Genomic DNA, 19,896 nt, shown 5'->3' with positions numbered 1-19,896 from the left:
GGCATCACGCGCAAGTATGCAGGCCTTGGAGACGTTGGACGATCCTGCCTGGCGGAACGGTGACAAGCGCCTCGGCTGGCCAGGAAGCCAGTGCAATCCTTTCGATCGCGCCTGTGCTTTGTGCAGATGCTTTGCGCTTTCGACCAACCCAGGCGCGGGCCTTCTGCGCGCCAAAGGAGACGATCATGTTGGATGAACTTCGCCGCCGCTTCGCCTGCTGGCGTGCCTATCGCCAGACACTTGCGAGCTTGAGGCATGTCCCGGACAGCACGCTGGCGGATGCCGGCATTTCTCGCGAAGAGATCCGCAAGCGTGCCCGCCACGCCAGCCTGCGTCGTTGAGACCATGGAGGCGGCATGCAGATGATGGAGCTTTGGGATGGCCGCTCGGTGCCGCGCATCGGAATCGGCACCTGGGCGGCGGGCGGCGCCGCGCGCTGGGGGGATGCGGCGACCATCTATGGCGAGGTCGACGACATCAGGTCGCAAGCCGCGCTGGCGATGGCCTATGACATCGGCGCGCGGGTGTTCGACACGGCTGCCGCCTACGGCGCCGGCAATGCCGAACTGATCCTCGGGCGGGCGTTGAAGGGCAGGGACGAGGCTGTCATCGTCACCAAGGTCGGCTATTTCGGCGATCCCGAAACGCGCAAGATCGCTCCCGAGGATGCCTCTGCCGCGGCGATCCGGACATCGATCGACAAGTCGCGGCAGCGCCTGCAGCGCGATTGTATCGACGTCGCGCTGCTGCATATCAACGAGTATCCGATCGAGCGCGCCGGCGAGGCGTTCGATACGCTCGGCCAACTGCATCAGGAGGGCAAGATCGGCGGCTTCGGCTGGAGCACCGATCACCGCGATCGGCTTGCCGCCTACGCGGCGCGCGACGGTTTCGTCGCCGTGGAGAACGACTTCAATGTGTTTACCCCGGCGAACGAGCTGATGGCCGTTGCGGCGCGCGAGAACATCGTCTCGTTCAGCCGGCTGCCGTTGGCAATGGGGCTGCTCACCGGCAAATACACGCCGGCCATGAAGCTGCCTGCCGATGACGTGCGCGGCGGGAATGCCGAATGGATGGTGTTTTTCAGGGATGGCGCCGCCAACCCGCAATATCTGTCAAGGCTCGCGGCAATCCGTGACCTGCTCACCTCTGGCGGACGCACGCTTGCGCAGGGCGCGCTCGGCTGGATCCTCGCCAAATCGGCGATCGCCTTGCCGGTGCCCGGCTTCACGCGGCCCGAGCAGGTCGAGGACAATCTCGGTGCGCTGGAAAAAGGGCCGCTGCCGGCAGCGGTGATGACCGAGATCGACGCCGTGCTGAACAGTGCCGAGACCGCTTGCTAAGACCGCGAGGAGCCATTCTCCGCTTCCATTTCCGCAACATCCTGAAACCTGTCGGCGATCCGGGCGTGCACCCGCCCGCCATTGGCTGCGCCAATGGCAACCAGCACCTCGTCGGCACCCGGCGCGTCGGCGATCTGGAAATTTGCGGTGAGGAAATGCGAACGCCTGCCGTTCTCGCTCTTGTGCATCATCGGCAGTGACATCAGCGCCCCGGCAGCGTTTCGGGTGTTGCAGAATTCGAGATAGGTGGTGCCGCCAACGGCGTCTCGGAACAGATTGCCGAACCGCAGCGTGTGGATAAGCGCCGAGGCGTGTTCGATCTCGCCGTTGACGCCGACCGCTGCGGCCTTGCCGTAGGATTCGATCTCGCCCGGCGGCATCAGGGCAATCAGCCGCTGCGTGAGTTCGGCGCCGACCCTGGGGGCGACGTCGAGGATCTCGGGGCGAAGGTTTTCGACGAAGCCGCGCCCGGCCCACGGGTTCTTCAACACCGCCGCGACGACGATGATGGTGACTGGCTTGCCGGCCGCCTTTCCGCCTTCGATCAGAACCTCTTCGATGAAGGTGCAGATTTTCCTGATTTCCATTCGCTTCAACGGCCTTTCCTGCGCAGAATTCTAACGTCAGGCTAGGAAGCGTCTGGTCATGCGTCTTCCTCCGCTTCGGAGGAAAATCTGGATGTCTCGCTGTCGGAAGCAGTGTAGCTTCGCAAGGCTGCGAATTGCTTATATCCGACCTCGATGGAACAGCAGGAACAGATCGGCCAACAGGATCGGAATGTGAACCACCAGTCGCAAATCCTGTCCTTGCGGGATGCCGCCAGCCTGATCAACTCCGGCGGCGACCTCAGCACGGTGCTGCGCGATCTGGTGTTGGCCGCCTGCCGGCACGCCAAGTGGACGATGGGCTCGATCATGAGCATCGACGCACCGCATGGCCACGCCTATGTCATCGTTCGTCACGATCCGACCTTGATCCAGCGTCCGCTGCCCGACCGCTGGGAACTCGCCACCAGCCCGTCGATCATCGCCCTGCAGCGCAACGAGCCGGTCTATATCCGCGATGCGCGTGTCTCGGAGGAATTTTCCGGCTATCGCCGCGAGGCTTTCGAACGCGACTACCGCAGCGTTCTCGTGATGCCGATGAACTGCGTCGACGAGGACGGACGGCCGATGGTGCTCAGCGTCGTCTCGCGCGAGATCATGGACGTCACGGCTGACGATCTCGCCTTCATAGGCATGATCGTCCATCTCGGCGAGATCGCGGTCGAGAAACAGCACAAGCTGCGTGCGGAAAAGCGCGCGGCGGAACGGCTCCAGCAGGCTCTGCAGGCCCATACGTCGCTGCTGCAGCAGGCCTTGGCGGAAAGCTCGGTTTCCTCGCTTGCCGGCAAGATCAGCGCGCTTGTCCCCAACCCGGTGGTCGTGGTCGATTTCACGGCGAACCTGATCGTTGCCAGCCGCTCGCCGAGCGAGAAGCATTTCGACGACGCGGCCTGGCAGCTTGCCGCCAACACGACCTTGCATCGGCAGATCATGAAGGTCGCGCGGTCGGCGGTGGATCTGCCGCAGACTGAGCCCCATACTTTCTTTCTCGACGACGGCACGCGCCGTCTACACGTTGCCGCGAAGATCGAGCCCCTGAGCGTCGACGCGGAAGCCGTTGGCGCGCTGGTCATCTTCACCATGCAGCAGCCGTTCAGCCAGCTCGACCTGCTGTTGCTCGACAGCGCCAAATTCGCGCTCAGCGTCCAGATGATGCGCAGCTTCATCCGCTTCCGTTTCGAAACGCGCACGCTGACGGAGCTGTTCATGGAGGTCGTCGAGCATCGTTGGCACGACGCCGCCGACGTCATGCAGCGGGCGCAGCGGCTTGGCATCGGCCTCGCGTCACCGCAGCAGATGATCGTCATCGACTTGCCTGAAGCCGCGAAAAGCAACGCCGGACGTTCGGTCGATCCGCACCATGCCGTGATCCGGCTGCTGCAGCAGAGTTCGGTCGCGGCAGGCATCATCGTCGTCGACAACGGCCTTGTCTGTCTGATCCCGCCCGAGCTCGGCGACGACAAGGAGCGCGTCAACAACCTGCTGCGCAAGATCGCCGAGGAACTGGGCCGCTATTTCGGCCAGGAGCCGTTCGTCGTTCTGTCCGGCCTCTGCGTGAAACTCTCGGACTATCCGGCGGCATGGGACCGCTGCCGGCGCATGATCCGCATCGGCCGCTCGTTCGGCCGCACCGGCGTCTTTGCCAGCCAGGATTTCGGTCCCTTGCCGATGCTGGTCGCGGCCGCCGATGTCGAGGACGTTCGCGGCTTCGTGCAGGACAGTGTCGGCGCGATCGCCGACCACGACCGCCAGCACGGAACACCCTACATGGAGACGCTGTTCTCCTATCTGCGCGAGGGCTGCCGCAGCCAGGCCTGCGCCGATGCGATGGGCCTGCACGTGACCACCTTGCGGTACCGGCTGGCGCGCATCCAGGAACTGTTCGGCGTCAATCTCGATACGCCCGAGCGGCGCTTCGCCTTTGAACTCGCCATTCGCTTGCGCGAGGTCATCGACAGCCGCGGCTCTACGGAAAAATAGCATCGGTCCAGCTCCGCCGAGCGGACAGTTTCCGGCTTGGGAACACGACCTCTGCTGGCCGGATCGCTCGTTCCCCTCTTGCTCGCAAACACAGCAGGGTCTCCGCCGCCTGTTCCTCTCAACAGGAGGAAGAACGGCCCCGAATGAGCGGCTAACGTTTCGTGCAATCCGAAAGGGAACACGAGGCCAGATGCTGACCACCCCGCAACCGACGATCGATCCGATCGCCCTGAGAAGGGCCTTCGGAACCTTCGTGACCGGCGTGACGGTCATCACCACCCGCGACGGCGACGGCACGCCGCGCGGCATGACGGCGAACTCCTTCACCTCCGTCTCGCTTGATCCGCCGCTTCTCCTGGTTTGCGTCGGCAAGGCAGCGGCGAGCTATGCGGCGTTCAACGCGTCCGATTGCTTTGCCGTCAATTTGTTGCACGAGGGGCAGGCCGACGTCTCGGCGGTCTTCGCCTCGAAGGCTCACGACAAGTTCGGGTCCGTCAGCCATGACCGTGTCCACACCGGTGCGCCGATCCTCAACGAGTGCCTGACCTGGTTCGACTGCACCGTGCACAACCGCGTCGATGCCGGTGATCATGTCGTGCTCATCGGCGCGGTGCAGGCGTTCGGCACCAGCCCCTCGGCGCCGCTCGGCTTCTGCCGGGGCCGCTATGCATCGGTGAAGGATCCGCTGCCGCCGGGCTGGCTTGCCTCCCACAGCATGATCGTCGGCTACCTGATCGAAGCCGACGGCAACATCCTGCTGCGCTCCGACGGCAAGGGGGGCTGGGTGCTGCCGAGCGCCAAGAGCCGGAAAGCGGAAAACGAACTCAAGCTCGAAGGCGGCGATGCGCTGACGCTGCTGCCGGACGAGACGTTCCTCTATTCGGTCTTCGATGTCGCCGACAGCGATCCCGGCTACCTCATCTATCGCGCACGTCTTTCCGGCGCCTCGGCCGCCTTCACCATGCCCGCCGGGTTCCGGTTCTTTCCGCTGGCGGATCTTCCATACGAGGACATCCCAGCCGGCGAGATCCGCGCGCTGCTGCGCCGCTACAGCCGCGAACGGCGCGACGATTCCTTCAGCATCTACATGGATTCGGGCGATGGCGGCCGTCTGGCCAGGATCGAAGGCACCTCACAGCCATGGTCGCAAGGCCCCCGGGACGCGGAACAGGAAAAGCCATGAAAACGACCGTCAAATCGCTCGAGAACTCCCGCCAGACGCTGTTCATCGGCGGCAGCTTCGCCGCTCCGAAAAGCGGCCGGTATCTCCCGAGCTATGATCCGACAACCGGCGAACCCTGGTATGAACTGGCCGAGGCCGACGCATCCGATGTCGATGCCGCCGTTGCCGCCGCACGCGCCGCCTTTGCCGATCCGGCATGGCGGCGGATGACCCAGACCGACCGCGGCAAGCTTGTGCATCGGCTGGCGCAACTCGTCTTGGAGCATGCCGACGAACTGGCGCTGATCGAGACGCGCGACAATGGCAAGCTCATCAAGGAAATGCGGGCGCAGATGCGCGCCATGCCGGATTCCTACAGCTATTTCGCCGGCATGGCCGACAAGCTGCTGGGCGACACCATTCCCGTCAACAAGCTTGACATGCTCAACTTCAACCTGCGCGAGCCGCTTGGCGTCGTCGGCATGATCACGCCGTGGAATTCGCCGCTGATGCTTCTCACGGGAACGCTGGCGCCGTGCCTTGCGCTCGGCAACACCGTCGTCATCAAGCCTTCCGAGCACGCCACGGCCTCGACGCTGGCGCTCGCCGAGCTGATCATGGAAGCCGGTTTTCCGGCGGGCGTCGTCAATGTCGTGACCGGTACCGGCGCCAGCGCCGGTGAAGCGCTGACACGTCATCCCGGCGTCGCCAAGATCGTCTTCACCGGCAGCACGGCCACCGGCCGGCGCATTGCCAGCAACGCGGCGGCCAACCTGGTTCCCTGCCAGATGGAGCTTGGCGGAAAATCCCCTCACGTCGTCTTCGCCGACGTCGATATCGAACATGCCGTCAACGGCGTCGTGTCGGGCATATTCGCGGCGGCCGGCCAGAGCTGCGTCGCCGGATCGCGCTGCTTTGTCGAAGCCAGCGCCTATGACCGCTTCGTCGACGCACTGGTCGAGCGCACCAGGCGGGCCAGGGTCGGCCATCCCATGAACGACGATACGGACATCGGGCCGCTGGCGCTGTCGGCGCAGCTTGCCAAGGTCGAAGCCTATGTCGCGTCGGGCGTCCGCCAGGGCGCCAGGATCGCGGCCGGCGGCCGGCGGCCGCAATCGGCGGACCTTGGCGGCGGCTGGTATTTCGAACCGACCGTCATGGTCGATGCCCGCAACGACATGGAGTTCATGCAGGACGAGATTTTCGGACCGGTCGTCGGCGTCATCCCGTTTTCTTCGGAAGAGGAGATGACAGCACTTGCCAACGACACGCGCTATGGGCTGGCTTCCGGCATCTGGACCAAGGACATCGACCGGGCGCTGCGCTTCGCCCGCAACATCGACGCCGGAACCGTCTGGATCAACACCTATCGCGCGTCCTCCTTCATGTCGGCGAATGGCGGCTTCAAGGAAAGCGGCTACGGCCGCCGCGGCGGCTTTGACGTGATGCAGGAATTCTCGCGGCTGAAGAACGTGGTCATCGATTACTCCGGGGCCATGCAGGACCCGTTCGTCATCCGCCTGCGCTGAGCTTCATCCAAGCCGAAACATCAAACGGGACAAGAACATGAAGTTTGCAGTGTCGCTGACCATGGAGCGCTTCTCGCCGGAGACATCGATGGCGACGGTGAAGAACAATCTGCTCGAACTGGCTGGCATGGCCGACGAGGGCGGCTTCGAGACGTTGTGGACGGCGGAGCATCACACGATCGAATGCACCATTTCGCCCAATCCGCTGATGACGCTGACATGGCTGGCGCAGCACACGCAGCAGATCAGGCTTGGCACCTCGACGCTGGTGGCGCCGTACTGGAGCCCGATCCGGCTGGCCGGCGAAGCCGCGCTTTGCGACCATTTGACCGGCGGCCGGCTGGAGTTCGGCATCGCGCGCGGATCCTACCAGTATGAATTCGACCGCATGGCCGAAGGCATGCCGCAGCAGGAAGGCGTCGCCTATCTGAAGGAACTGGTGCCGGCGGTGAAGAGATTGTGGGCCGAGGACTACGCGCATGAGGGCCACTACTGGAATTTTCCACTTGCCGCCGGCGTGCCCAAGCCGCTGCAGCAGCCGCATCCGCCGATCTGGGTCGCGGCGCGCGACCCCGGCACGTTCGACTGGGCCGTCGGCATCGGCGCCAACATCCTGTCGACACCGCTTTCCGCGCCCGCCGCTGAAATCGCCGTGCTTGGCGAAAAATTCCGCAAGGCGGTCGCCGATCACCCGGAAGTGCCGCGCCCGCGTCTGATGATGCAGCGCCGCACCTGCGTCTATGAAAGGCCGGGGGAATGGGAAGTCGCCGTCCGCCACGCCATCGATTACGGGCGCGCCTTCGAGAACCTGTTCCAGAACATCGGCACGGTGAAGAACGGTTTCCCCGAAGCCGTCCCTTACGAAAGCGTCAAAGGCAAGGACAATTACAACCCCGAGAGCATTCGCAAGAACCTGATGTTCGGCACGCCCGACGAGATCATCGAGAAGCTCGAGGATTACGAGGCCGCGGGCGTCGATCAGTATTGCCTTGGGCTCACCTTCAACCTGCCGTTCGAGCTGCAGAAGAAGACGATCCGGCTGTTCGTCGACGAGGTCATGCCGCATTTCGCCGCCCGGGATCGTGCCAAGGCCGTCGCGGTGGGGCGTTGACGGCAGTGGCGGCCAATTCCTTCGTCCATGGCGACGTCACGCTCAACTACCGTGTCGACGGAAACGGCCCGCAGAAGCTGGTCTGCATTCACGGTGTCGGCTCCTATCTGGAAGCGTGGGGCGGCGTGGTCGCCCGCCTGCCGGATCAGTTCACGGTGCTGACATCAGATCTGCGTGGCCACGGCCGGTCGACGCGGATCAAGGGGCGCTACGAGATCGACGACTTCGTCCATGACACGCTGGCCTTGGCCGATCATGTCGGCTTCGCAATTTTCCATCTGGCCGGCTTTTCGCTGGGCGGCCTGATCGCCCAGCGCCTCGCGCTGACCCATCCCGACCGGCTGCGCCGGCTCGTGCTGCTGGCAACCGTCGCCGGACGCCTGCCGGAAGAGCGCCAGGCCGTTCTCGGTCGTCTTGCCGCCCTGGCCGCCAGCCAGCCGAGTGCGCACCATGCCGCGTCGCTGTCGCGCTGGCTGACCGAGGAATTTCAGCAGCGCAATCCGGATTTGATTGCCGAGTTGCGCCGCCGCGATGCCGAAAACGATCCGGCATGCTACGCCGCCGCCTACAGGGTGCTCGCCGAGACCGACTTCGGCGGCATCCTCGATCAGATCAGGGCGCCGACGCTGATCGTCACCGGCGAGGACGACCAGGGATCCAACCCGCGCATGGCGCGCCACATGCACGACCAGATCCGCGGCTCGCGGCTCGAGATACTGCCTGGATTGCGGCATTCGATCCTGGTCGAAGCGCCGGCGCGGGTCGCCGGCCTGATGGCGGATTTCCTGACCGAACACGCTGAGCAGCAGGCGGGGGCAACCAGCCATGGATAGCGACTTGCAGAAAGCCGGCGAAACGGTCCGGCGTACGGTTCTCGGCGACGATTATGTCGACCGGGCGATCGGCAATGCCAACGACTTCTCACGGCCGTTCCAGGAGATCCTCAACGAATACTGCTGGGGCACGTGCTGGACGGACGACGGGCTCGACCTCAAACAGCGCAGCCTGCTCAATCTCGGCATGCTCGCGGCGCTGGGGCGGATGCATGAATTCGGCGTGCGTTTCCGCGGTGCGATGCGAAACGGTCTCAGCGACGACGAACTCCGCGCCGCGCTGATCCAGATATCAGTCTATTGCGGCGTTCCGGCCGGCGTCGAGAGCTTTCGCGTGGCGCGCGCGGTGCGCGACGAGATGAAGGCGCAAACGCGATGATCGGGGCAGGTGGAATGCGTCCTGGCCGGAAGCTCAAGGACCGAGGTCGCGGCTTACCATCCTTCCGAGCAACCGCCACGAAAAACCTCCTCTGGCTCGCCGGAAGACGGCACCAGAAGGCTCGTCTCTAAATTAGCAAACAACAAGGGGAACTGAACTTATGAAAACATCTCTCAAACTGACGACGCTGGCGGCTTCGCTGGCCTTGGCCATCGCAGCGCTTCCCGCGCACGCCGGCGCGGTGCTGGACCGTGTCGTGGCGGCGGGCACTCTCAAGGTCGCCACCGATGCCAATTGGGCGCCGCAGTCCTTCCTCAACGCCAACAACGAGCTGGACGGCTTCGATGTCGATGTCGCCAAGGAGATCGGCAAGCGCATCGGCGTCAAGGTCGAGTTCGTGACGCCGGGCTGGGACATCATCACTGCCGGCAACTGGGTCGGTCGCTGGGACATGCATGTCGGCTCGATGACGCCGACCAAGAAGCGGGCCGAGATTTTCGATTTTCCCGCTGTCTACTACTACACCCCGGCCGCCGTCGCGGTTCACAAGGACAGCAAGGCCGCGTCCTTGAGCGATCTCGACGGCAAGGTCGTCGGCGCGACGACGACATCGACCTTCGAGGCCTATGCCAAGAAGGACCTGACGCTCGACGCCGCCGGCGCACCGCCCTTCGAGTACAAGCTCAATCCGAAAGAGGTGCACTCCTACGAGAACTCCACCACCGCACTCGACGATCTGCGGATTGGTGATGGCGTTCGGCTCGACGCCGTCGTGTCGTCGCTGCCCAGCATCCTCGATGCGGTGAAGGCCGGCTATCCGATCAAGCAGATCGGCGATCCGGTGTTTTATGAACCGCTGGCGGTCGCCATCGAACATGGCGATCCCGAATTCTCGGCCAAGATCACCGATGCGGTGAAGGCCATGAAGGCAGACGGCACGCTCAGCACGCTGTCCAAGAAGTGGTACGGGGTCGATTATTCCATCGTAAAATAATCTCGACTTTCGCTGGCGGTCTGCCGTGGCAGACCGCCAAATCATCCAAGGGACAGACGATGCTCTATCCGGATACTGTCGAAGCCGAAATTCTCGTGCACAAGCCGTGGTTTGTCGCGACGATGTTCGGCGTCGTCTTTGCGATCTTCCTTGCCTTCAACCTGACGTCGACCGGCTTTGGCGAATTGATGCGCCCGGTCATCGGCGAACCTTCGCAGAGTGGTCTCTACGGCAGGTTTGCCATTGCCTTCATCATAGCGCTTCTCTTCATCTTCAACGTCGTGCTGATCGGCTTCGCTTCGCTGCGCATCCAGATCGCCATCGTCTGGGCGGAGCTGCTGCTGCTCTTTCTGGCCTTCTTCGAGACGTTCCATCTCAGCCTGCCCTTCATCTGGCAAAAGCTGCCGTTCCTGATTTCCCAGGGCGTCGTCACGACGCTCTACGTTTCGGCGATCTCCATCATCATCGCCTCCCTGATCGCCATCCTGGGTGCGGTCGCCAAGCTGTCCACCAACGGCTTCGCCTATGCCATCGCCAGCTTCTACACCTCGTTCTTCCGCGGCCTGCCGCTTTTGATGCAGGTCTATCTGATCTATCTCGGCCTGCCGCAGCTCGGCTTCGTGGTCGGCGCCGTGCCGGCCGGCATCCTGGCGCTGTCGCTGTGCTACGGCGCCTACATGACCGAGATTTTCCGATCGGGCATCCAGAGCATCGATCGCGGCCAGTGGGAGGCGTCGCGCTCCATGGGCTTCGGCTTTTCGCTGACCATGCGCAGGATCATCCTGCCGCAGGCGCTTCCCGTGATCATTCCGCCGACCGGCAACCAGTTCATCTCGATGCTCAAGGACAGTTCGCTGGTGTCGGTCATCGGCGTCTGGGAATTGATGTTCCTCGCCCGCACGCTCGGCCAGAAGACCTTCCAGCACATGGAAATGCTGATTTCGGCCTCGGTCATCTACTGGATGCTGTCGATCTGCCTCGAGCTGATCCAGTCCCGCATCGAACGGCACTATGCCAGGAGCAAGGTGCGATGAGCGCTGAGCCGATCATCGAAGCCAAAGCCGTATCCAAATGGTATGGCAAATTCCATGCGCTGAAGGACATCAACCTGACGGTCCATAAGGGCGAGCGCATCGTCATCTGCGGGCCGTCCGGTTCCGGCAAGTCGACGCTGATCCGCTGCTTCAATCGCCTCGAAGCGCATCAGGCCGGCGACATCACCGTAAACGGCGTGCACCTCCACCCAGGGATGAAGAATGTCGCCGATGTGCGCAGCAATGTCGGCATGGTGTTCCAGCACTTCAACCTGTTTCCGCACATGACAGTGCTGATGAACTGCATGGCGGGTCCGATGTGGGTCAAGGGTGTTCCGGCAGCGGAAGCGCGCAAGACCGCCCTCCAGTTCCTCGAACGGGTGCGCATCCCCGAACAGGCGAACAAGTTCCCGGTCCAGCTGTCCGGCGGCCAGCAGCAGCGCGTCGCGATTGCGCGCAGCCTGTGCATGAAGCCGGCGGTGATGCTGTTCGACGAGCCGACGTCGGCACTCGATCCCGAAATGGTCTCGGAAGTCCTCGACACCATGACCGGCCTTGCCCGCGATGGCATGACCATGGTTTGCGTCACCCACGAAATGGGCTTTGCGCGTGCGGTGGCCGACCGCGTGATCTTCATGGATGCCGGCCAGATCGTCGAGGAAGGCAAGCCGGACAGCTTCTTCGGCAATCCCCAACATGCCCGGACAAAACTGTTTCTGAGCCAGATACTAAAACACTAGCTCTGCCGGCGATTCTGATATCACTCTCGCAAACGACTGTGCAGCTGCCGTCAGGTTTGGCGCCCGACGGTGAAATCGAAGGGCCCCTAGCTGTTCTGCCGGCTGGCTGGCCGTCCGGCCCCGGCAGCAGCGTTCATGAGTTCAGCTTGTCGGGCGAACTGAGCCCATCAATGGCATTCGCCGATCGAATGAACGACCCGAATGGGATATTTCGGGGACGAAAAAATTCAACTGAATCATAGAGTTTGAAAATTTCGCATCTTTGATCATGCTCGATTTCAACGGCACAGGTGTCATTGTCTCACATATTGACGTTAAATTAACATCGCGATATGGTTCATTCAGTCCGCAAGGTACCCGCCGCTTTGTATCGCCGTTGCCCCTCGATTGTCGTTATATCTGTCGCCCTTGCCCCAGCCTGCAGGATTGTCGTGCAGTGCGCATCGCCAGTTGCTGAAAGAGGCGGTGATCATGCCCAGTTTGCTCGGAATCGATAACGGTCTCACGGTTACCAAGGCGGTGATCTTCGATGCCGATGGCAGGCAGTTGTCGGTGGCGCGTCGCCGGGTGCCGCAGTCGATGCCCCATGCGCGCTGGGTGGAGCGCGACATGGCGGGCCTCTGGCAAGCGACCGCCGATGCAATCAAGGAAGCGATCGCCCTGTGTGGCCGCACGGCGGACGACATCAAGGCGGTGGCGGCGACCGCGCATGGCGACGGTCTCTATCTGCTCGACAAGGATCGTCGGCCGCTAGGGCCTGGCATCCTGTCGCTCGACAGCCGCGCCGGCGAGATTGTCGAAAGATGGTCGGCGGATACGGTCTTCGACGAAGCGCTCGCGCGCACGGGCCAGGCGCCACATGTCTCGGCGCCGTCGGCGCTGCTGGCATGGCTCAAGCACAACGATCCGGATCGCTATGGTCGCATCGGCCACGTGCTGGCCTGCAAGGACTGGCTTCGCTTTTGCCTGACCGGCACGATCGGCACCGATCGTACGGAGGCGAGCACGTCGTTCACCGATTACCGCACCCAGGCCTACGCGCCGGAAGCGATGCAGGTCTTCGGATTGGCCGACCTTTTCGACGCGCTGCCGCCGGTGGCGCATTCGGCCGACATCGTCGGTCACGTCACCGACGATGCCGCCGAAATGACTGGCCTTCGCAAGGGAACACCCGTCGCGTGCGGCCTGCACGACGTGACCGCCTCGGCGCTTGGCATGGGCGGCCATGAGGAGGGCGTGCTCGCCATCGTCGCCGGGACCTATTCCATCAACGAAGTCGTCTCTTCAAAACCGCGCGTCGACCGGCGCTGGTTCTGTCGCAACGCCATCGACGCGGGCCGCTGGAACAACATGGCGATCTCGCCGGCCTCGACCGCAAACTACGACTGGTTTCTCGATACCTTCTGCCGCTCGGAACAGGACAGGACAGAGGCGGATGGCGGCTCTATCCACGAACTGCTGGCGAGCGAGATCGACGCGGCGCTGAAGAAGCCTTCGACCATCCTGTTTCATCCCTATCTGTTCGGCTCCCCCCATGGTGACGTCGCCAGTGGCAGTTTTGTCGGCCTGCACGGCTGGCACAATCGCGGCGACATGCTGAAGGCGGTTCTGGAAGGCATTGTCTTCAATCACCGCACCCATGTCGAAGCCTTGCGCGAGGGCTTCGCCGTCCGCGAGATCCGCCTGACCGGCGGCGGTTCGCGCAATCCGGCTTTCGTTCAGATGTTTGCCGACGTGCTGGACGCCCCGGTCACCATCACCTCGACCGATGAGGCGGCCGCCTTGGGTGCCGCCCTTTGTGCCGGCGCCGCGGTCGGCACCTTCGCGGCGCCTCAGCAGGGCGCCAGGCAGGTCGGGATGACGGCGCGCCAGTATCAGCCGGTGCCCGCCTCCAGTGCTGTGTTCAGCGAGCGATTTTCTCTCTATTGCCGCATCGCCGAGCAGCTGAAATCGCAATGGCCTGACATCGAAAGGCTGGCGCGGCAGGACACCAGGGGGACTGCATGATCAAGGCCGACGAACGACGCGAAGAGATCGCCGACTATGTGATCAAGCTCGGCCAGGTACGCATCGACGATCTGGTCGAGCATTTCGGCGTATCGCGCATGACCATTCACCGGCATATCGACCGGCTGGCGCAGCAGGGCGTGCTGCGCAAGCTGCACGGTGCGGTGACGGTTCAGCCTTCCGGTCTCTACGAAAGCGCTTTTCGCTACCGGGTGACGGTCAACAGAGCCGAGAAGGATACGCTGGCGCGGGCGGCACTGGATTATGTCGAAGCCGGACAGGTGGTCATGCTGGACGATTCGTCGACGGCAAACGCCGTCGCCACGCTGCTGCTCGACGTCAAGCCGCTGACCGTCATCACCAACAGCGTGGCGACGGCTTCGCTGCTGACCAATGTCGACGACATCGACTTCATCTGCCTCGGCGGCAAGTACCACGGCACCTACAATGCCTATATCGGCATCGTCTGCGAGAACGCCGTGGCGCAGCTTCGCGCCAATGTGCTGATCTGTTCGGCTTCGGCCATCACCGGCAGGACCGCCTTCATCCAGGATCCGAATGTCGTGCGGGTCAAGCAGGCGATGATGGCGGCATCGGTGAAACGCATCCTGCTCGTAGACCATGCGAAATTCGACAGGATCGCACTGCATGTCTTCGACGATCTGACCAGTTTCGATGCCGTGCTGACGACCGGGGGCCTGGGCGACGCACAGGCGCAGAGCCTTGAGCGGGCCGGTGTGAAGCTGTGCGTCATCGAGACAAAGGCGTCATGAGCCCAACTGGCGGAGCAGGCGCGGAAAATGCCGCCGGGCGTCTCGCCGCCATGGCCGGGACCGGCGAGGTCGACGTCGTCATTCTTGGCGCCGGCATCAACGGAGCGGGGCTGTTTCGCGACCTGTGCGCGCAAGGCGTCAGCTGCCTGATCGTCGACAAGGCGGATTTCGGCTCGGGCACCAGCGCCGCACCATCGCGGCTCATCCATGGCGGCCTGAAATATCTCGAAACCGGCGAGTTCGGGCTGGTGGCGCAGTCGACGCTCGAACGCAACCTGCTTTTGCAGAACGCACCGCACTATGTCAGCCCGTTGCCGACCGTTATCCCGATCTTCTCCTGGAGCAAGGGCATGCTGGCGGCGCTGCAAACGCTGTTCGGCTCGACCAGCGCGCCGCGCAGCCGCGGCGCCATCCTGATCAAGATCGGCCTGATGATCTACGATTTCTATGGCTCGCGAAACCAGGTCATGCCGCGCCACCGCATGGTCGGGCGGAGGCAGGCGCTCAGTGAGATGCCGGCGCTCAACCCTTCGATCGTCGCCACCGGCACCTATTACGATGCCAAGATAAGTCATCCTGAAAGGCTGGTGCTGGAACTGATCCTCGATGGGCTGCAGGCCGATGCAGCCTCGGCCAGCACGAACTACACGGCGCTGGTGAACTCAGCCAATGGCGTGCTGACCTTTCAGCCGGAAAGCGGCGGCGCATTCTCGGTGCGGCCGAAACTGGTGGTGAATGCCGCCGGTCCCTGGATCGACGATGTCAACGCCTTGCTTGGCGCGCCGTCGAAGATGATCGGCGGCACCAAGGGCTCGCACATTCTGCTGAAGCATGACGACCTGGTGAGGAGCCTGGCCGGCCGCATGCTCTATTTCGAGGCCGATGACGGCCGCATCTGCCTTGTCTACGATTACCTCGGCCTGGCGTTGGTCGGCTCGACCGACATCAAGGCCGACAACCCGGACGAGGTTCGCTGCGAACCGGACGAAGTCGAGTATCTGCTCGAGAGTGTGCGGACCCTGCTGCCGGGCATGGCGTTCGAACGCGACCAGATCGTCTATGCCTATAGCGGCATCAGGCCGCTGCCGGCGTCGGAGACGTCGGTGCCCGGGCTGATCAGCCGCGACCATTCGGCCCCGGTCGCCGAGCCGGACCGGGACAGGCCCTTCGCGGTCATCTCACTGGTTGGTGGCAAATGGACGACGTTTCGCGGTTTCGCCGAGGAAGTCGCCAACGCGATACTCGATCGCCTGCAACGCAGCCGCAAGGTAACGACGCAATCCATGCCGATCGGCGGCGGCAAGGACTTCCCAGCCAATGCCGCGGCGCGCACGGACTGGCTGGCTCGGGCGCGGTCGCAAACAGGCAGCGAGGAACGACGTCTCGACCAATTGCTGTCGCGCTACGGAACCCGAGCCCTGGAGATCGCCAGGCACGGGCCGGATGGTGATGGCCATCTGCCGGACTCCGGCGGCTACAGCAAATCGGAGATCGACTACATCGTTCGCAGCGAGTTCGTCGAACATCTGGCCGATATCGTCTTGCGCCGCAGCACGCTCGCCATAGGCGGTACCCTGACATGCCGGGACCTGCAGGAGATTGCCGTGATCGCCGGGCGGGCGTTGGGCTGGAGCTCTGGGCGCATTGCGCAGGAAGTCGAGGCCGCTGTAGTGGAGCTCGAAGGCAGGAACCTGATGCGGCTGGACTGATCGCCCCATCGATAGTGCCAATGCCCCTTTCTTGAGGCAATCCGATCGGTTTGCCCATGGCTCAGTCGCATCCGCAAAACGTCCCAACTCACAGCCGGATTGGGATTTTTATCCCATTGGGTATATCTGATTAAAAGCAGACACTTAGCGGATAATTCGGCGGCGACGATCTTTGTGTTGCCGCCAGAGATGGCATTAAATAACATCGATTGACGTTAAATTAACATCGCCATATGATCAGCTAACATGCCCACCTGCTAATAGGCCGAGGCTGCCGATGCGCCGGCAGGGCGGGATCGGGGAGGGCGCGGCTTGTGAATTCCCGCCGTGGCTTGGAAGCCGATCCGCAGAGGGATTGACAGCGATGCAGGGATGTGAAAATTTTTGCACACAAAGATAATAATATCATCTCAGGGAGGAGATGGCTTGAAATCCGGCGGAACCGCTAACCGGGACCATGAGTCCAGTCTCGCCACGCGCGCGGCCTGGCTTCACTATGCCGGCGGTCTCACGCAGGCCCAGGTGGCCAAGCGGCTTGGCCTGACAAGCCTGAAGGCGCATCGGCTCATCACCAAGGCCAACCAGGAAGGTCTGGTCAGGGTCTTCATCGACGGCGACGTCGCCGAGTGTGTGGAACTGGAGCAGCGCCTGACCGCCGCATACGGGCTCGACTATTGCGAGGTGGTTCCGGATCTGGATCAGGAAGACCTGCCTCTCAGGGGGCTGGGCATCGCCGGCGCGCAGTTTCTGAAGCGCGAGATCGATCGTGGCGAAGACATGCTGATCGGCGTCGGCCATGGCCGCACCCTTGCCGCAAGCGTTGAATATCTGACGCGCACCGCCGCCGCCCATATCCGTTTCGTCTCGCTGCTCGGCGGCGTGACGCGCAAATTCGCGGCCAACCCGCACGATGTCATGCATCGGCTGGCCGAGCGGACCGGCGCGCAGGCCTATGTGATGCCGGTGCCCTTCGTCGCCAACACCGCCGAGGACCGTGAGGTGCTGCTTGGCCAGCGCGGCATCAGCGATGTCTTCGCTCTCGCAAGCCGGTCCGACCTGATGTTCGTCGGCATTGGGACCGCCGAACGGGAAGCCTCGCTGGTCGCAACCGGCATGATCGAGCATTCCGAAATCGACGAGGTCAAACGCGATGGCGGCGTCGGCGAGCTGCTCGCCCACTTCTTCGACGACAACGGGCGCCCGGTGGAAACGGCGCTGTCGGACAGAATCCTGGCGCTCCCGCGCGACCAATTGAAAGGTCGCAGGATCGTCGCCGTCGCCGGCGGCAAGGTGAAAGTGCGGGCGATCAAAGCGGTGCTCGAAAGCCGTTACCTGAGCGGCCTGATCACCGATGAATGCACCGCCCGCGCGCTTGTCGAACTTAGCCAATCCAATGCGGCGTCCGGCGCGCCGAAGCACCATGTGAACGGAGGATCGTCGAATGCGTGACAACGGCAAATCGGCTTTGCTGGCGGTTGCGTCATGAGCGCGAAGGCCACCACGGCGCCAACCCGTCAGTCCTCGCCTGGCCTGCGGCGGACCATCGCTGCCGCCGCGGTCCTGGTTCTGCTCGGCGCCATGGCGCTCGACACCAAGGTCGTCAGGATCGGATCCGCGGGCGACGTTCGCAGCGCCGTCTTCTCCGCGGCCGACTATGGCAAGTCGGAGTTTCCCAAGGTGCAGGCTGATGTCGAAGCACGCGCCGCCGACGCGGTGACGGTGGCGACGGCGATCGCCAAGGACAGGGCGACGGCCGAGAAGGAATACGGCGTGCCCGCCGGCGTCGGACCGGTCATCTCGGTCAAGTTCAGCGGTGTCGTCGGCGAGGGAAAATCGGGCATCTACAAGGTCGCCGTCGAGGGCGTGCCGGACACGTTGCAGGTTCGCGTGCAGACGGGGCCGGCGATCAACGGCACCGAGCTGCGCGACGCCACCGGCAAGATCACATTTGGCCAGTTCACCAATCAGATCGAATACCAGGACGCCGGCTCGGCGCTGAACAACGAGATGAAGAAGGAAGTCCTGGCAAAGGTCGATACCAGCGCCCTGACCGGCAAGACCATATCGGTGGTCGGCGCCTTCAAGCTGGTCAATCCGAAGAGTTGGCTCGTCACTCCAGTGAGGCTGGAGGTGCAATGAAACCGGCTGCCGACACCGGGCCAGCAGCAGACGACGCCGTGCTTTCGGCGCGCAACATCGTCATGTCGTATGGCGGCGTTCATGCGCTCAAGGGCGTCAATTTCGACATCCATCGCGGCAAGGTCACGACGCTATTTGGAGAGAACGGCGCCGGCAAGTCGACGCTGATGAAGATCCTGTCCGGTGTCGTCACGCCGACATCCGGCGACATCGTGCTCGACGGCAATCTCGTCAGTTTCTCCTCGTCCTCGGACGCGCGCGACCGCGGCATCTCGATCATCCACCAGGAACTCAGCCTGGCGCCGAATCTCAGCGTTCGCGACAACATCTTCATGGGCCGTGAGCTGCGCACCAGGACCGGCCTCGACTTCGCCGAGGAGTCGCGCCAGGCGCGCGCGCTGATGGCCGATCTCGAGGAAGACATCGACCCGATGACCCTGGTCGAGGATCTGCGCCTCGGCCAGCAGCAGATCGTCGAGATTGCGCGGGCGCTGTCGGTCGACTCGCGCATCCTCATCATGGACGAACCGACATCGGCGCTCAGCGCGACCGAGGTGGAGGTGCTGTTCAAGGTGATCCGCGATTTGACCAGCCGCGGCGTCTCCATCGTCTACATATCGCATCATCTCGAAGAGGCGCTGCAGATCACCGATTACGCCGTTGTCCTGCGCGACGGCGCGATAACGGCAACGGCCGAAGCCAGGGACATCGATCTCGAATGGATCGTCCGCAACATGGTCGGCGAGAACTTCGATCTCGGCTCGCCGCCGACCGGCCATGAATTCGGCGAGGTCGCGCTGTCGATCGAGGATGTCAGCGTCATAGATGCTTCGGGCTCGGGCTATTCGGTCGTCGATCACCTGTCGCTGGACGTCAGGGCGGGCGAGATCGTCTGCATCTATGGGCTGATGGGCGCCGGGCGCACGGAATTGCTGGAGGCTGTCGCCGGACGGGTGCCGATGGCGGGCGGCCGCGCGCTGCTGGAAGGCGAGGACGTCTCGGGGCTGAGCATTGCCCAGCGCATCGCCAGAGGCCTTGTGCTGGTCCCCGAGGACCGCCAGCGCGACGGGCTGGTGCAGACGATGACCGTCGGCCGCAATCTTTCGCTTGCCAGCATCGAGGCGTTTGCAAAAGGGCTGTTTCTGTCCCGCTCCAGGGAGCGAGAGCTGGTCGAAGACTCGATCCGCAAGGTGACCGTCAAGACCGCGGGCGGCAACGCCATGATCGGATCGCTGTCCGGCGGCAACCAGCAGAAAGTGGTCATCGGCAAGATGCTGACGACCAACCCAAAAGTCATCCTCCTCGACGAGCCGAGCCGCGGCATCGATGTCGGCGCCAAGGCCGAGGTCTTCCGCTTGCTGAGCGAGCGTGCCGCGCAGGGCCTGGCGGTTGTCTTCTCGACTTCCGAGGTCAACGAGTGCCTCAGCATCGCGCACCGGATCGTCGTCATGCGCCGGGGCAGGATTTCAGCAGAGTTCGGCGCCAACGCCACCAAAGAGCAGATCATGGCCGCCTCCGGCGAAGCCGTGGTCGCCTGATCACCACGAATTTCGGAGCC

The 19,896-nt window shown here is 63.4% G+C and carries 18 protein-coding genes; 17 read left to right on the top strand and 1 reads right to left on the bottom strand.

Going from position 1 to position 19,896, the window contains the following annotated elements; all coding sequences use genetic code 11:
• Positions 1–185: 185 nt before the first annotated feature.
• A complete protein-coding gene (locus ACFSOZ_RS00770; protein ID WP_379092318.1) occupies positions 186–341 on the top strand; it encodes a YjiS-like domain-containing protein in 156 nt (51 codons plus the stop codon).
• Between the two features lie 15 nt (positions 342–356).
• Entirely contained in the window at positions 357–1,343 is a 987-nt protein-coding gene (locus tag ACFSOZ_RS00765; RefSeq protein ID WP_379092315.1) for an aldo/keto reductase, read from the top strand.
• Here ACFSOZ_RS00765 and ACFSOZ_RS00760 read toward each other — a convergent pair.
• Positions 1,340–1,930: an amino acid synthesis family protein gene (locus tag ACFSOZ_RS00760; RefSeq protein ID WP_379093781.1), complete on the bottom strand. Its 591-nt coding sequence runs from the start codon at positions 1,928–1,930 to the stop codon at positions 1,340–1,342. The genes ACFSOZ_RS00765 and ACFSOZ_RS00760 overlap by 4 nt on opposite strands.
• Positions 1,931–2,122: 192 nt before the next feature.
• Here ACFSOZ_RS00760 and ACFSOZ_RS00755 point away from each other — a divergent pair, with 192 nt between their 5' ends.
• From ACFSOZ_RS00755 to ACFSOZ_RS00685, 15 genes are all read left to right on the top strand, one after another.
• The gene (locus ACFSOZ_RS00755; protein WP_379092312.1) at positions 2,123–3,928 is read left to right on the top strand and encodes a helix-turn-helix domain-containing protein; all 1,806 of its coding nucleotides are present in this window, start codon (positions 2,123–2,125) and stop codon (positions 3,926–3,928) included.
• A 190-nt stretch (positions 3,929–4,118) separates the two neighbouring features.
• Positions 4,119–5,111, top strand: coding sequence for a flavin reductase (locus tag ACFSOZ_RS00750; RefSeq protein ID WP_379092309.1), 993 nt, complete (start codon positions 4,119–4,121; stop codon positions 5,109–5,111).
• Entirely contained in the window at positions 5,108–6,619 is a 1,512-nt protein-coding gene (locus ACFSOZ_RS00745; RefSeq protein WP_379092306.1) for an aldehyde dehydrogenase, read from the top strand. The genes ACFSOZ_RS00750 and ACFSOZ_RS00745 overlap by 4 nt, the downstream gene beginning before the upstream one ends.
• A gap of 37 nt (positions 6,620–6,656) precedes the next feature.
• Entirely contained in the window at positions 6,657–7,730 is a 1,074-nt protein-coding gene (locus tag ACFSOZ_RS00740) for an LLM class flavin-dependent oxidoreductase (RefSeq protein ID WP_379092303.1), read from the top strand.
• Positions 7,727–8,563: an alpha/beta fold hydrolase gene (locus ACFSOZ_RS00735; RefSeq protein ID WP_379092300.1), complete on the top strand. Its 837-nt coding sequence runs from the start codon at positions 7,727–7,729 to the stop codon at positions 8,561–8,563. The genes ACFSOZ_RS00740 and ACFSOZ_RS00735 overlap by 4 nt, the downstream gene beginning before the upstream one ends.
• Positions 8,556–8,942, top strand: coding sequence for a carboxymuconolactone decarboxylase family protein (locus ACFSOZ_RS00730; RefSeq protein ID WP_379092297.1), 387 nt, complete (start codon positions 8,556–8,558; stop codon positions 8,940–8,942). Before ACFSOZ_RS00735 ends, ACFSOZ_RS00730 begins: the two co-directional genes overlap by 8 nt.
• Before the next feature lie 160 nt (positions 8,943–9,102).
• Positions 9,103–9,936: a transporter substrate-binding domain-containing protein gene (locus ACFSOZ_RS00725; RefSeq protein ID WP_379092295.1), complete on the top strand. Its 834-nt coding sequence runs from the start codon at positions 9,103–9,105 to the stop codon at positions 9,934–9,936.
• Positions 9,937–9,995: 59 nt separating this feature from the next.
• Positions 9,996–10,970, top strand: a complete 975-nt coding sequence (locus tag ACFSOZ_RS00720; protein WP_379092292.1) for an amino acid ABC transporter permease — start codon at positions 9,996–9,998, stop codon at positions 10,968–10,970.
• Positions 10,967–11,710 carry an amino acid ABC transporter ATP-binding protein gene (locus tag ACFSOZ_RS00715; RefSeq protein WP_379092289.1) on the top strand — a complete coding sequence of 248 codons (744 nt, stop codon included), beginning with the start codon at positions 10,967–10,969 and terminating at the stop codon, positions 11,708–11,710. The genes ACFSOZ_RS00720 and ACFSOZ_RS00715 overlap by 4 nt, the downstream gene beginning before the upstream one ends.
• Before the next feature lie 471 nt (positions 11,711–12,181).
• On the top strand, positions 12,182–13,717 hold the full coding sequence (locus tag ACFSOZ_RS00710; protein WP_379092286.1) for an FGGY-family carbohydrate kinase: 1,536 nt from the start codon (positions 12,182–12,184) through the stop codon (positions 13,715–13,717).
• Positions 13,714–14,490, top strand: a complete 777-nt coding sequence (locus tag ACFSOZ_RS00705; protein ID WP_379092283.1) for a DeoR/GlpR family DNA-binding transcription regulator — start codon at positions 13,714–13,716, stop codon at positions 14,488–14,490. Before ACFSOZ_RS00710 ends, ACFSOZ_RS00705 begins: the two co-directional genes overlap by 4 nt.
• Complete coding sequence (locus tag ACFSOZ_RS00700; RefSeq protein WP_379092280.1) at positions 14,487–16,199, top strand: glycerol-3-phosphate dehydrogenase/oxidase; 1,713 nt, start codon at positions 14,487–14,489, stop codon at positions 16,197–16,199. The genes ACFSOZ_RS00705 and ACFSOZ_RS00700 overlap by 4 nt, the downstream gene beginning before the upstream one ends.
• A gap of 426 nt (positions 16,200–16,625) precedes the next feature.
• Positions 16,626–17,648: a sugar-binding transcriptional regulator gene (locus ACFSOZ_RS00695; protein WP_379092277.1), complete on the top strand. Its 1,023-nt coding sequence runs from the start codon at positions 16,626–16,628 to the stop codon at positions 17,646–17,648.
• Between the two features lie 33 nt (positions 17,649–17,681).
• Positions 17,682–18,338, top strand: a complete 657-nt coding sequence (locus tag ACFSOZ_RS00690; protein ID WP_379092274.1) for a DUF2291 family protein — start codon at positions 17,682–17,684, stop codon at positions 18,336–18,338.
• Positions 18,335–19,876 (top strand): sugar ABC transporter ATP-binding protein, encoded by a 1,542-nt coding sequence (locus tag ACFSOZ_RS00685; protein ID WP_379092271.1) that lies wholly within the window; start codon positions 18,335–18,337, stop codon positions 19,874–19,876. Before ACFSOZ_RS00690 ends, ACFSOZ_RS00685 begins: the two co-directional genes overlap by 4 nt.
• Positions 19,877–19,896 lie beyond the last annotated feature (20 nt).

The organism is Mesorhizobium newzealandense, from assembly GCF_042682145.1.
In the GTDB taxonomy this organism is placed as follows: Bacteria; Pseudomonadota; Alphaproteobacteria; order Rhizobiales; family Rhizobiaceae; genus Mesorhizobium; species Mesorhizobium newzealandense.
The sequence above is the reverse complement of the archived record's forward strand: the minus strand, read 5'-3'. Positions and strand labels throughout refer to the sequence as shown.